The 13,901-nt window shown below is 34.7% G+C and carries 11 protein-coding genes; all 11 read left to right on the top strand.

Annotated features, from left to right (window positions below; translation table 11 throughout):
* Positions 1-23: 23 nt before the first annotated feature.
* The 11 genes from bsdtb5_RS19995 (at position 24) to bsdtb5_RS19945 (ending at position 13,787) form a co-directional block, all read left to right on the top strand.
* Positions 24-440 (top strand): GNAT family N-acetyltransferase, encoded by a 417-nt coding sequence (locus tag bsdtb5_RS19995; RefSeq protein ID WP_271713715.1) that lies wholly within the window; start codon positions 24-26, stop codon positions 438-440.
* A gap of 96 nt (positions 441-536) precedes the next feature.
* Positions 537-1,535 (top strand): serine hydrolase domain-containing protein, encoded by a 999-nt coding sequence (locus tag bsdtb5_RS19990; RefSeq protein WP_271713714.1) that lies wholly within the window; start codon positions 537-539, stop codon positions 1,533-1,535.
* Positions 1,536-1,639: 104 nt separating this feature from the next.
* Positions 1,640-3,592: a serine hydrolase domain-containing protein gene (locus tag bsdtb5_RS19985; protein ID WP_271713713.1), complete on the top strand. Its 1,953-nt coding sequence runs from the start codon at positions 1,640-1,642 to the stop codon at positions 3,590-3,592.
* An 18-nt stretch (positions 3,593-3,610) separates the two neighbouring features.
* The gene (locus tag bsdtb5_RS19980; protein WP_271713712.1) at positions 3,611-4,297 is read left to right on the top strand and encodes a response regulator transcription factor; all 687 of its coding nucleotides are present in this window, start codon (positions 3,611-3,613) and stop codon (positions 4,295-4,297) included.
* A 13-nt stretch (positions 4,298-4,310) separates the two neighbouring features.
* The gene (locus bsdtb5_RS19975) at positions 4,311-5,246 is read left to right on the top strand and encodes a sensor histidine kinase (RefSeq protein ID WP_271713711.1); all 936 of its coding nucleotides are present in this window, start codon (positions 4,311-4,313) and stop codon (positions 5,244-5,246) included.
* A gap of 356 nt (positions 5,247-5,602) precedes the next feature.
* Entirely contained in the window at positions 5,603-6,679 is a 1,077-nt protein-coding gene (locus bsdtb5_RS19970; protein ID WP_271713710.1) for an alpha/beta hydrolase, read from the top strand.
* 21 nt (positions 6,680-6,700) lie between these two features.
* On the top strand, positions 6,701-7,393 hold the full coding sequence (locus bsdtb5_RS19965) for a response regulator transcription factor (protein WP_271713709.1): 693 nt from the start codon (positions 6,701-6,703) through the stop codon (positions 7,391-7,393).
* Positions 7,366-8,634 carry a sensor histidine kinase gene (locus bsdtb5_RS19960; protein WP_271713708.1) on the top strand — a complete coding sequence of 423 codons (1,269 nt, stop codon included), beginning with the start codon at positions 7,366-7,368 and terminating at the stop codon, positions 8,632-8,634. Before bsdtb5_RS19965 ends, bsdtb5_RS19960 begins: the two co-directional genes overlap by 28 nt.
* A 142-nt stretch (positions 8,635-8,776) precedes the next feature.
* Positions 8,777-9,445: an ABC transporter ATP-binding protein gene (locus tag bsdtb5_RS19955; protein ID WP_271713707.1), complete on the top strand. Its 669-nt coding sequence runs from the start codon at positions 8,777-8,779 to the stop codon at positions 9,443-9,445.
* 2 nt (positions 9,446-9,447) lie between these two features.
* On the top strand, positions 9,448-11,871 hold the full coding sequence (locus bsdtb5_RS19950; RefSeq protein WP_271713706.1) for an ABC transporter permease: 2,424 nt from the start codon (positions 9,448-9,450) through the stop codon (positions 11,869-11,871).
* A gap of 605 nt (positions 11,872-12,476) precedes the next feature.
* Complete coding sequence (locus bsdtb5_RS19945; RefSeq protein WP_271713705.1) at positions 12,477-13,787, top strand: ABC transporter substrate-binding protein; 1,311 nt, start codon at positions 12,477-12,479, stop codon at positions 13,785-13,787.
* The last annotated feature ends 114 nt before the right edge of the window (positions 13,788-13,901 follow it).

The raw sequence follows: 13,901 nt of genomic DNA, 5'->3' as shown, positions 1-13,901 counted from the left end.
AATAATCTAATAGGAGATCAACTATGGATACGAGTATGGATATTATAGAATTAAATAGAGTAGAAGTTGAAGAGCTAGAAGACATGCTTGACGAATACGATCGAGCGTATATTCAATATAAAATAGAGGGTGCGATTCATATTGGTATAAAACAAGATGGCCAATTAATTGCTGGTGTAGATGCTTGCATGACTAGCTTTAAGATTTTGTATATCTCTACAGTCTATGTAGATGAAAGATACCGTAGATTAGGCTTAGGTACAAAGTTAATGGGTGAGGTTGAGAAGCGAGCAAGAGAATTAGGAGCTAATATGATACGCCTTGATACGTTTGATTGGCAGGGGAGAGAGTTCTACCTAGCATTAGGTTACGAACAAGCCGGTAATTATACAAGTGTGGAGGATGGATTTTCAGAATATTTTTTTGTAAAAAGAGTGTAAATAAATGTTGTATTGTAAGAGGAATAAGATAACTTTATAGGTGCAGCTACAATAGGCGCATATATAAAACAAGTAGGGAAAACAAGGAGAAAAAACATGGAATTAGAACAGTACTTAGAGACTCAATTAAGAGGTTGTATTCAGATAAAAGAAGGCAAAAATATTGTTGCAGAGAAGGCTTTTGGATATGCGGATTTGGCGAACGAGATTCCCAACACAGTAGACACAAAGTTTGCCACAGCGTCTGCAGGAAAAGTGTTCGTTGCAACGGGAATCTTGCAATTGATTGAAGCAGGGAAGCTTTCCTTCACTGATACGATTGGAAAGCTACTGGATATTGATCTAAAAGCGATTGACCCTGATATTACCGTAGAACAATTACTAACGCATACCTCAGGAATACCTGACTATTTTGACGAGAGCGTTATGGAGGAATATGAAGAATTATGGATCGACTATCCTAATTACAAGATCCGTACGAATCAAGATTTACTACCTTTATTTATTGATAAACCTATGATGTATCCGAAAGGTACACGTTTTCAATATAATAACACAGGGTATGTATGCTTAGGAATGGTAATAGAGGCTATTACAGGAATGCCATTCGATGTCTATTTAAAGGAGAATATCTTTGACAAATATGAAATGTTCTCTACGGGATACTATGAACTGGACAGATTACCATCAAAGTGCGCCAATAGCTATATCTTTGAGGAAGAGAGAAATAGTTACCGAACTAATATCTACAGCGTAGATGTCAAAGGAACAGGTGCTGGAGGTGCGTTTACTACAGTAGGTGATATATCAAAGTTTTGGGAGAAGCTCTTGTCTGGGGAACTTATTTCTTCTGCAATGGTAACGGATATGTTGAAAGTACATAGTGAAGGCGAAGATGGATATTATGGATATGGAGTATGGTTAAAGAAGGAAAGTGATGGAACCTTCTCACCATATTTTCAAGGGTGCGATCCTGGTGTAAGCTTTATTTCAGTATATCAACCAAAAAGTAATCGGGTTTTTACTCTTGTTAGTAATTATGGCGATAATGTATGGAAAATTACAAGAGAATTGAAAGAACAATACTTGGCATAATGAACACATAATTTAATGTTCAGTTAATGTTTCGCATGTAATCTGTTAAGTAATCTTTAGTATATTACTTTTATAAATGTGAGATAGAGATTACGGAGGTTTATATGAAGAGATTTTTAACAGTCATTTTAATGTGTGTAATGATAATGAGTGTATTGGATGTTAGGGTATTAGCATCCGAGGTAGATAAGAAGACACCATCAGGAATTGCATATCGTGATATTGGACAGAAGATTAATGGATATATGAAAGAACGTGAGGATGGGCTTGCAGCCTGCTCTGTGGCTGTACTCGATGGTCAGAATACAATTTATCAAGGATACTATGGACAGTCTAATCGAAAAAAGGGAACAGTTACGAATGATCACACAGTTTATGAATGGGGATCGATATCAAAACTATTAATATGGGTAAGTGTAATGCAACTCTATGAAGAGGGTAAATTAGATTTTGATACCGATATCTCAGAATATCTGCCAGATGGATTTTTAACAAAGCGTAAGTATCCAGATAAAATTACAATGCTGAATCTAATGAATCATAATGCGGGCTGGCAAGAAACTACTTATGATATTGAGGTAAAAGAGAAGAGTAAGATTGTCAGTCTAAAAAAAGCTTTACATGAGAGTGAACCTAGTCAGATCTATCGTCCGAATGAGATTACTGCATATTCTAATTGGGGTAGCGCTCTTGCTGCTTATATTGTGGAGAGAATATCTGGTGTTAGCTATGGAAAGTATGTTGGGGATCGTATATTTGCACCTCTTGGAATGAAACATACCAGTGTATTGCCCGATTGTTCGGATAACCCTTGGGTTAAAGAGGAAAGGCAGAAGTTAAATTGCTATAGTATAACACAGGATAGTAAAGAGGATTATGGTAGTTGTATCCGTTACATTTTGCTCTATCCAGCTGGATCAGCTACAGGTACATTGGGTGATATCGTAACTTTTGCAAAGGCATTTACAACGGATAGTAAAAAGTGCCCTTTATTCAAAAAGGAAAACACCCTTAACACTATGTTAAGGGCAAGTTCATATTATGGCAAACCTGGTGCTACATCTGGAATGGAGAGGGTTTGCCATGGGTTATGGACGATGGAATATGCTACTGAGGTAAAGGGGCATGCAGGGAATACAAGTGGATGCTCAACAAATCTTGTGTTCGATGACAAGACAGGACTTACCGTTGTTGTTATGACGAATGAAGTGGGAGAAACAGCATTTTGCTATGGTATTCCAGCCCTGATCTATGGTAGTTTTAAGGATAGGAAAGATTTTGCTATAACAAAAACAACAGATATTCATGGAATTTATCAAAGTGCTCGGTCAATACAAAAGGGATTTTTCAAATATAGTTATTATACTGGAGGCTTATTCCCGATTAGTAAGACGAATGCAAAGGGCGGCTATAAGTTAAGTATCGGTGATGGAACGCTGACACAGATATCGGATCAGGTGTATTTATTTGATAATGGAAATGGAATGCAGGGTATTCAGTATCTATATCAGAATGAGAAAGGGGAAACTTATCTACAACAGTTTTCTTCGGATTATAAAAGGGCAAACTCAGCTGTGTTCTGGATGAATATTATCTTATTACTGTTATGCGTAGGAGCAATTATATTAGCATACATAAGTGTTATAATAATTGTCGTTAAATTAATAAGTGGAAGAATTATTTTTATAATATTCAAGAGAAAGAATTACAACAATCAGAATTCCAGTAAGCAGAGAGAAAATACAGGAAGTTCCAAAGAAAACCTAATAAAATGGTTAAGAACTGGAAATCTAATTGTCATGATGATCGTTGGTGTGCTATGCTATCAATATATAATTCAGCCATTAGATGGCGGTACATTAACGAAAAGTATAGTTGTGTGGAAATGTATCTTAAATAGTATATTATCAGTATTCCCAATCATATATACCACGGTATTTATTAGAGAATGGAAGCATATAGTTGCTCGCAGAAAAAGGTATCTTCTAACAGCAATACTGGGGGTGGTTGTATCCTTTAGTATCTGGTATTGGCAATGGTATAATTTTGTATGCTAATGAGATGAGGAGAATGTTATGTATCATGTGTTAATTGTTGATGATGAAAAAGAAATCATTGATCTGTTAAGGCTATATTTAGAGCAAGATGAAGTGAAGATCTATGAAGCTTATGATGGGGAGATGGGTTACGAGGTATTTAAAAAATACGAAATTGATTTGGCACTGGTTGATATTATGATGCCACGTATGAATGGTTATGAACTAGTGAAAAAGGTACAAAGACTAATTCCAGGTGGTAAGGAGATACCCATTATGTTTCTTACCGCACGAGGCGAATTACAGGATAGAATCCTAGGGCTTGATTTGGGCGCTGATGATTATATTACCAAGCCATTTGAACCACTTGAAGTAGCAGCCAGAGTTCGAGCTAGACTTAGAAGAAGGAAGAACATGCAAACACCTGACAAGTTAGCACATGAGTTAAGAGTAGGAGATATTATTCTGAGTCTTGAGGAGTGTCAGATTACTCTTGGTGAAGAGGTAACTACGTTAACAAAAGTAGAATATTTGGTGCTTAAAATGTTCATGGAGAATCCAGGAAGAGTATTTACCAAAGAGCAGATCTACGAAACTGGATGGGAAGACTCTTATGTTGTTGATGATAACACAATACGTGTTATTATAAGTCGCCTAAGAGATAAGGTTGGAGAAGATAGGATTAAGACGATAAGAGGCCTTGGATATCGTATGGAAAAAGGTTAGGTAGGGAAGGTTTATGAAGCAATTAAAAAAAGATATTTCTAAAGCTTTTATTATCTATGCATTTATATTATCTATAATAGAATCAATGATTGACAGTGTATTTGACGACTTCCTTTTTCCGCACTATGAACAGAATGATAGAATCGGTCAGATATTATTCGTTGCATATATTGTGATTAGCATTCTGGTATTTATTTTGGTTGCATATTTGTTCACAAAAGCAATTAGTAAAAGAATTCGAGCGGAGATGCACCGCCAAATAGAAGAACGAAATGTGGTCTTTGCAAATATTACTCATGACCTTAAGACTCCTATTACCTCCATTCTTGGATTCTCTAGAGCTCTAACAGAGAAAAAATTGGAACCTGAAAAGCAGTCACAGTTAGTGGAAATCATATATGAAAAGTCAAAGCGAACATCTGAACTAATTAATACAATGTTCCATTATTCGAAGTTAGAAACTGAAATGTATGAGCTCAGGCGTGAACCAATGGATATCTGTCGATTAACGCGTGAAATCTTGGCTTCCCAATACGAGATAATAGAAGAACACGGGATTCTGTTAGAGGTTGACATTCCAGAGGAAGAGATTTTGTATCCAATCGATAAGATTGAGTATAGTCGAGCGATTGCGAACCTATTAATGAATGCTTGTGTCCATAATCAGCTAGGAAGTACTTTGCTCGTACGGATTGAAAGAGAGATGAATAAAAAGGTAGAAAAGCTATTAATAGTAGTAGCAGACAACGGAGTTCCAATTCCTGATAAGCTAAAAGATACGTTATTTGATGCCTTTGCTTGTGGTGATGAGTCACGTAGTTCCAAAGGAGGAAGTGGAATGGGGCTTGCCATTAGCAAAAGTATTGTGAAAAAACATGGTGGTAACTTGAAGCTAGTGGAAGAATATCAAAGCTATATAAAGGCATTTGTGATAGAGTTTGATATCTAATCAGAACATGATAAGAGAAAATATTAAGATATCCTGCAAGCTATATGTTTGCAGGTTTTTTTAATATATAGGATGAGTTGCCCGACAAATGATCTGTTTAGGAAGTAGTCTAGGCAATTTGCGCAAAACAGAAAAACTCATGTTTCATTGAGTATGTATAAGAAGTTCTAGTTACAAGCGTGAAGGGAAGATGTTGCTGATGTGGACTTATTGTTTTGCATTAATGCGTGTTACCCTTTTGAAATTAAAAGAAAGGTTATTGTAACTATATAGATAAAGCAATATAATGGTATTACAAATATTAACAAGGAGATAAATGGAACTGATTCAGAATTGAATACGAAAGGGGCTTGTGAATGAAAGTCGTAATATTATTAATTGTATTTTTATTACTAGTAACATTTATAGTAGGTGTATTTGTCATATCCAGAACTAAAACAGCAAGAAAACGTATTACAACGTGGTTAGCTTTGGGATTGCTAATGTGCATAGTAGTAATGACAGAAAGTTGTTCCCATAAGAATAATAAGCAAAAGGAGGAGAAACAAGTAAATTCAGAGAATGCCAAAAGCCAAAGTAATATTAAAAGCGAAAGTAATACCAAAAACAAAAGTAACTCAAAAAACGAAAGTAATACTGAAAGTGAAAACAATAAAGAAAGCGAAAACACCTCTGACATAAAGTTAAAGATTGGAGAAACAGAACAACGAGATCTTTGGACTCAAACCATTGTATATCCTAATAACATTCAAGGCGCGGTTGTAATAGATATATGTCTGCCTGATGACTACGATGAGAACATTACATATCCTGTAGTCTATTTGACGGATAGTTATTGGTGTCGCCAGAACTATGGAGCAATCAAAGAGCTCTATCAATCAGGAAAAACAAAGGAATTTATATTAGTTGGCATCGGTTATCCTGATAATTATGATTTCGATGCGTTTCGAAAGCGAGATTTATTACATAAACCGGATAATTTTCTAAATATGATTGTAAAGGGCATAATACCGTATGTAGAAAGTAAATATAAGATTGATTCCAAGGACAGAACATTTTGTGGTGCTTCCTATGGTGGATTTTTTATGATCTATAGTTTGTTACAAAGTGACGGGGTTACAAAAGATGTATTTAAAAATTATATATTGGCGAGTCCAACGCTTCGAGAATCAACAGGTGGCATTCCGCTGCCTGATTATGAAGAATTATATTGGAACAGAACGAAAATATTGAATGCAAATGTTTATCTTGCAGTTGGTGGAACAGAAGACGGATATTATTTTCAGACACCAATTAAAAACTTTGTTAAGCGGGTTAAAAAAAGAGGATACGATGGACTGAATGTGACTTATAAAGTATACGAAAGAAAAGATCATTATACTGTCTGGGTACCTACTTTGTTAGATGGTCTTCAAAAGTATCTCGCAAAATAATAGTGAGGTGGTAACAAGTTTATGAGTAAAAATATATTACTTCTAGAGGATGAAGAAAGTGTCAATCGTGGTATATCATTTACCCTTGGAAAAGAAGGTTATCAAGTTTTCTCTTGTTTTGATATGCGTCAAGCAGAGAAGGTGTTTCATGATAATGAGATTCAACTTATCATATGTGATATTACATTACAGGATGGAAATGGCTTGGACTTTATAAGGAGTGTCAGAAAGCGGAGTACAGTACATATCATTTGCCTTACGGCATTGGATCAGGAGATAGATCAGGTCATGGGATATGAAGCAGGTGCTGATGATTATATTACGAAACCATTTAGCTTATCTGTTCTATCATTAAAGGTACAAGCGTATTTCAAGAAACTGAGTAAAGAGAATGTGAAGATCATAAAATCAGCGGGTATAACATTTTCACTGTTAAGTATGAAAGTCTATATGGGTGAAGAAACAATTTCACTTACAAAGAATGAATGGCGAATGCTTCAGATCTTTATGGAACATCCAAAACAAATCTTATCCAAGAAACAATTACTAGAAAGACTATTTGATATTGATGAAAATTATGTGGATGAGAATACCATTGCTGTAAATGTTAGAAGACTACGAGAAAAAGTAGAGAGAGACCCTGCAAACCCAGAAATTATTAAAAATGTCAGAGGAATCGGATATGTATGGGACAAGGATTGCGTGAAGGAATGAGGAAAAAAAACGGAAACAACAAGTACTTACGTTTAATAAAACAGGTTGCAGGCTTATTGTTATTAATACTCTTGTTTGATATCAGTATATTGAAAATACAGTATGATAACTATCAGGATAAGATTCTTATTATCTGTAAAATGATGAATGATAAAGATGGATTAATGAAAGCGTCGGATATACTAAAAAAGGGACAGATAACCAATACAACACAAGGAAAAGAAATTCTTGATAAATATGGTTATAAGCTATCAGGGGATAATGAACTGTACCGTAGATTTCAGGTGCAAGAAATAATAATTGTTGGTATGTCCTTTCTATTTGTTATCATATTATTTGGAATTATATATGCATTGAAGGTTACGAATCGAAAGAAAACGTTAAATGAGTTACGAACCGTGGAGGCATTAATAGAAGATTATAAGCGTGGAGTGGTGGAGCAAAAATCTTATATAGAGCCTCCCTTTCAGAATGAAGAATTGAAAAACCTATATGAAGAAATCTGTTCTCTAGGGGACACTTTAAAACTTCTAAATGAACGTGAAAGTAAGGAAAAGGAATCTACCAAAGAATTAGTATCCGATATCTCTCATCAGTTAAAGACTCCTGTGGCAGCATTAAAGACAAGCTTTGAAATACTACAGCAAGATCTATCAGCAGAAGAGAGAATTGAATTTACCCAAAGGTGCAATGTACAGATTCTTGGAATTGAGAATCTATTAGGTGCACTTATTAATATTTCAAGAATGGAAGCAGGAATGATAGAGATTCAACTTGTAAATCAATGCCTTTTTGATACCATGTTGGAGGCTATTAATCGTGTGTATGAAAAAGCAAAGGAAAAACATATTGAGATTGAGTTTGAAGCCAAAGAAGAGTTAAAGGGAATAGGCATTCCACATGATAAGAAATGGCTTTGTGAAGCTTTCATAAATTTGTTGGAAAATGCGATTAAGTATAGCAATCAAAATAAGAAGATTATACTTTCAATGATAAAAATGGTTACCTTTCTACGAGTAGAAATCTGTGATGAAGGGATTGGAATACCGCAAGAAGAGTACAATCAGATCTTTCAACGGTTTTATCGTGGTAATTCAGCGCAGATTAGAAAAGAGTCAGGATCTGGTATTGGGTTATACCTAACAAGAGAGATCATCAGTAGACATCATGGAACTATTCGAGTAGAACCTGGGCTAAATAAAAAAGGATCTAAGTTTATCATTCAACTACCATATAAATAAAAGACCCGGTAAAAGTCTTACAGTTTTGTAAGGCTTTTTTGCCATAATGAAAGCAAATTGAAAGATTCCCACGGTATCCTATTACTATAAAAGGATAGAGTCGAATCCTAATAAAAATTTTAAAATAATGGGAGTGGATGATATGAAGAATATAATTCGAACAGAAAATCTAAGTAAGATATATGGAAAAGGAGATAACCTTGTAAAAGCAGTAAATAACGTAAATTTATCAATCATGCAGGGAGAGTTTGTTGCGATTATTGGAAAGTCGGGATCTGGAAAAAGTACTCTTTTGCATATGTTAGGAGGACTTGATCTTCCAACAGAGGGAAAAGTATATTTAAGAGATCAAGATTTATTTCAGCTGAAAGAAGATAAATTAGCAGTGTTTCGAAGGAGAAGAATAGGATTTATCTTTCAATCCTATAATTTGGTTTCCTCAATTAACGTATGGGAGAATATTGTTTTGCCACTTGGTTTGGATGGTAAAGAGATGGATGAAGCATTTATCCGTGATATTATTGCCACGCTTGGATTAGAAAGTAAGCTTCATAATCTTCCGAATACATTATCCGGAGGCCAGCAGCAGAGAGTAGCAATTGCAAGGGCGTTGGCTTCAAAGCCAGATATTATTCTTGCAGATGAACCAACTGGTAATCTAGATTCCAAGACAAGTGATGAAGTGATTGCATTACTTAAAATGTCTACACAGAAGTACGGGCAGACCTTAGTTATGATCACCCATGATGCTGACATTGCACAGATTGCAGATCGAACCATTATCATTGAGGATGGAAGGGTGGTAGAGTAGTCATGAAAAGTATCACCAATCTTGCAATTAGTAATGATAAGAATAATAAGACAAGAAGCATCTTGATAATCATCACAATTCTACTATCCACGATGCTGTTAACAGTAATTGCATTAATTTGCTATAGTTCGATTGCATATAATCATAAAAATGCAGGAGCCATATATGGGAGTTATTATGGGACCTATGCCAATATCACAGAGAATCAGATTCACGAGATGACACTAAGAAACGAATTCTCAGATATTGGGAAGATCGCATACGCAGGCATTGTAAAAAGTGATAATAACGTAAAAATGTATTGGTTAGACGATACTGTAAGAAAACTGGCAAATCTAAATCAAAACCTAGAAAAGGGGGCTTTCCCAAAAGAGGCAAACGATATTATTGCTCAGAAGGCTTTTTACAAAAGTATAGGTTATAATGACCCAAAAGTTGGTGAGAAAATAACGTTATCCTGTCGTGCTAATAATAGTAGTAAGTATAGCAATCATACTTTTGTAATCTGTGGAATCTTAAAAGATTCAAAAAGTAATGTGGAGCAAAAAGGATATCAAGTCTATGTATCAAAAGAATATTATGAGAGTCAGGTACCAAAAGAGAAACGATACTATTCGGTATACTTTCGCTTGAATCAGTCCGTTAGGGTTACTAGTGATAATGCAGAAGATGTATTAAAGAAGCTTGCAGATAAATGTGGAATTGCAGAAAATCAAGTAATTACGAACAACTATTATCTGATATTGTCATTAGATCCTGGAACAGAAACGATATGTGGTGGTCTAATTATTGCGGCTTGCATTGTTCTTTTTTCGGTGATCGTTATATATAATATATTTCAGGTTGGCATAACGCAGAAGATTCAGGAATATGGAAAGATTAAGGCGATTGGTGCAACCAAAAAGCAACTTCGAGCCGTTGTTATGCGGGAGGGCATGACATTAGCGGTCATTGGAATACCGATCGGACTAATTGGAGGAAGCATTGTTGCGAACCTCGGGGTTAAGTGGATGTTCCATCATGCAGAAGAAGTGAGAACTTCAAGTATCAAAACAGTCGAGATATCTATTATATCTATCCCATTATTAGTGCTAGTGGCCATGGTTTCATTTATTACGGTCTGGCTAGCTCTACGTAAGCCAATGAGAATTGTGTCAAAGATATCTCCAGTTGAAGCAATGCGCTATCAGGAGAAGAATTCAAAAAAAGCAAGTATAAGAAAAGGCTATCATACAATGGGTGTCAAGGAGATGATTTTTGCTTCGCTTTCAATGAACAAGAAAAGAACAATTATGACCGTTTGTACCATGGGACTTTCCTGTGTGTTATTTGTTGTAATCGCAAATTTGGTTGGAAATATTGATAATGAATACGATGCAAGACAGAGTGTAGAATATGGACAGTTTATGATTAATCTGGATTACTCGCTTGATGATAAAGCTTATCCTGAGAATAATCTAGATGCAATTCTTAAGAAAAACCCACTCGATTCACAACTGATTCAAGACATACAGTCACTGGAAGGAGTGACGAGTGTAAGAACAAGAAATATTCTCACAATGAGAATTGGTAAAAAGTTAAATTCCGTTTTGGTACTAGACAATGAAGGATTTGAACACCTAGGAGAAGGAGAGAATGGAAAAGGAAATCTAGATTATGATACTGCAGTAAAGAAAGATGCTATTATCTTTGGGTGGTCTTATTTTATTGAGGATTATGGATTTAAATTGAATCAAAAGATTATGGCTGAATTCTATGATGCAAAAGATACTGTAAGTTTTGAAGGCGAATTACTAGGTTCTTTTGGTAACTGTGATACGGATTGGGCGATTACCGATAAAACATGTGAGAAGCTAGGGCTAGAACATAATAATGTGGGTTATATATGGGTGGATTGTAAGAAAAATCAAATCATCAAAGTTAAAAAGGAATTAGAGGAATTGTTAAGAAATCTTGAACATATCGAGATTCAGTCATATCAGGATGTATTGAGTATGTCTAGATTAGGTACAGAAATTCTACAACTGGCTTGTTACGCGATCCTACTAATTATTGGAGTCATTGGTTTTATGAATATGGCGAATACAATAATTATGGGCATTATTACAAGAAAAAGGGAATTTGGGGTTCTTCAGGCGATTGGAATGACCAATAAGCAATTAAACTATATGCTACAAATGGAAGGAATTATTTTTACCTTCGGAACAGTACTGATAGCAATAATGGTTGGAATTCCAGCAGGATATGGGGTCTTTCAATATGGAAGAAGTCATGGATGGATGGGACTTCACATCTATCATTTCCCATGCATAGAGATATTTATTATGGTAGTGCTTCTGTTAGTTATGCAAATGGTATTGTCGTTCCTATTAAGCAGAAATATACGGAAAGAATCCTTGGTTGAAAGAATAAGAAATCAAGAATAATATAGCTGGGCTACTATGCCCAGCCTTTTTTAATTCAGAGGAAACTTCTTCGAATTTTCTATGAATTAAATAGCACTCTATGCAGGATGCACACAAACGCGAAAGTTTGCATTGCAAACTCTTTGTTCAGTTATAGGATTAGGGTGTCAAATTCATTCTCTACATAAATTGTGTATATTGATTACAATATGTATTCCGGTGGACATAAATTATAAAGTCATATATTGTAATAAATAATATAATGTGTAAAAAAAATAAGCATGAAGAATTACTAATTTGTCTAAATAGTCCAATATAATGAATTATTTTTACTTATTTGTGTTATACGATTAATATAGACAAGAGTACAAAAAACTCTGTAACAGGTATCGAAACTAATCATTATGAACATAATATGGCGCAGAAATATGGCGTTTTAACTTGATATATTATAAAATGTGTATATAAAAACGAATAAATACATCAAAAAAATATAAAAAATGTATATCAACCGATTGACATATAAAATAACCTATGGTAATATACATATATAACAAACAACCGAAACATATTACCTAGGTGAGATGTTTGCTTTATGAATTTAAGTTATAATAGGAGGATTTATTATGAGAAAGATCAAAAAAGCGGTTTCTGTACTTTTAGTTGGAACAATGATTGCTAGTTCATTAGTTGGATGTAGCAATAAAAAATCAACAAGTGATTCCAAAGATTCATCATCCAAAAAATCTGTGGAAATCACAATGTTAAATTCAAAAGGTGAGATTCAAGAGGGACTTGAAGCAATCGCTGAGAAATACAAAGAAAAGACAGGCGTATCAATTGAAGTTATTGCATGTGGGGCAGGGGAATCCCCATTTCAAAAAATTTCAACAATGTACAGTGCAGGTAACCCACCAACACTAGCAATTCTTGATACAACAGATGTTAAAGCAATTGCAGAAGAAAAAGCAACTGATTTATCTAGTGAAAAATGGGTTCAGGAAATGAATGGCATGACTACAGATGTTAATGGAAAAATCTATAGTTTCCCATTATGTATTGAAGGAAGAGGTATTATCTACAATAAGACAGCAATTGAAAAAACATTAGGAAAAGATTTTGATCCATCAACAATTAATTCTTATGATTCCTTAAAAGCTATTTTTGATAAATTAAAAGCAAAAGGAATGAAGTATCCAATTGTTATTTCAAAAGAAGACTGGTCATTAGGTGCTCACCAATTACAATATGTTTATGAAACTCAAACTGGGGATAATGCTGGAGCACAAGCTTACATTGATAAGTTAAAAGCTGGTGAGTCTATTGCTGATAATAAACGTTTTGATGAATTTATTAAAACATTTGATTTATTAAAAGAAAACAATATTAATAATCCAGATCCATTAGCAGCAACTTATGAACAAGATCCTATTTTCTTAGCTGATGGAGACGCAGCATTCTGGTTTAATGGTTCATGGGCTTGGCCAAACATTAAAGAAGCTGGCGGAGATAAAAATGAATATGGATTTATTCCTTATGTATTAGGAAATGACACAAGTGATTTTGCAAATACTAAGATTCAAGCAAGTCCATCAAAACAAGTAATGATTGATAAAGAAAAAGCTACACCTGAACAAGTTCAAGCTGCAAAAGATTTCTTAAACTACCTTGTATATGATGAACAAGGACAAAAAGCTTTAGTAGATGATTGCTCCATTATTCCAGTAGCTAAGAATAATCCAAATGCACCATCAGATCCATTAGGAAAATCAATCAAAGATGCTATGGGCAAAGATGGAATATTCACTGCATCAGCTATCGTACCAGGAGATCACTGGTCTGTACTTGGAGCAGAAATGCAAAAATATCTAGCTGGACAATCAACAAAAGAAGAATTAGCAAAAGCAATTGATAGTTACTGGGCAGCTCAAAAATAATGTTTAGTAAATGAGCGTGTCTAAATATTTCTAGATAGAAACATTGACGAGTGGGGATTGTTGTTAAGTAGATTCACAAGTAAAAAGTGAATAAAAAGCAACTCCCCACTCTCT

Origin of the sequence: Anaeromicropila herbilytica, assembly GCF_016591975.1 — a bacterium.
GTDB classification, from domain to species: Bacteria; Bacillota; Clostridia; order Lachnospirales; family Lachnospiraceae; genus Anaeromicropila; species Anaeromicropila herbilytica.
The sequence above is the reverse complement of the archived record's forward strand: the minus strand, read 5'-3'. Positions and strand labels throughout refer to the sequence as shown.

Bases quoted from the DNA above. Each gene is read 5' to 3' on its own strand.
- bsdtb5_RS19995 (WP_271713715.1), top strand. From the start codon at position 24: ATGGATACGAGTATGGATATTATAGAATTAAATAGAGTAGAAGTTGAA.
- bsdtb5_RS19990 (WP_271713714.1), top strand. From the start codon at position 537: ATGGAATTAGAACAGTACTTAGAGACTCAATTAAGAGGTTGTATTCAG.
- bsdtb5_RS19985 (WP_271713713.1), top strand. From the start codon at position 1,640: ATGAAGAGATTTTTAACAGTCATTTTAATGTGTGTAATGATAATGAGT.
- bsdtb5_RS19980 (WP_271713712.1), top strand. From the start codon at position 3,611: ATGTATCATGTGTTAATTGTTGATGATGAAAAAGAAATCATTGATCTG.
- bsdtb5_RS19975 (WP_271713711.1), top strand. From the start codon at position 4,311: ATGAAGCAATTAAAAAAAGATATTTCTAAAGCTTTTATTATCTATGCA.
- bsdtb5_RS19970 (WP_271713710.1), top strand. From the start codon at position 5,603: ATGAAAGTCGTAATATTATTAATTGTATTTTTATTACTAGTAACATTT.
- bsdtb5_RS19965 (WP_271713709.1), top strand. From the start codon at position 6,701: ATGAGTAAAAATATATTACTTCTAGAGGATGAAGAAAGTGTCAATCGT.
- bsdtb5_RS19960 (WP_271713708.1), top strand. From the start codon at position 7,366: ATGGGACAAGGATTGCGTGAAGGAATGAGGAAAAAAAACGGAAACAAC.
- bsdtb5_RS19955 (WP_271713707.1), top strand. From the start codon at position 8,777: ATGAAGAATATAATTCGAACAGAAAATCTAAGTAAGATATATGGAAAA.
- bsdtb5_RS19950 (WP_271713706.1), top strand. From the start codon at position 9,448: ATGAAAAGTATCACCAATCTTGCAATTAGTAATGATAAGAATAATAAG.
- bsdtb5_RS19945 (WP_271713705.1), top strand. From the start codon at position 12,477: ATGAGAAAGATCAAAAAAGCGGTTTCTGTACTTTTAGTTGGAACAATG.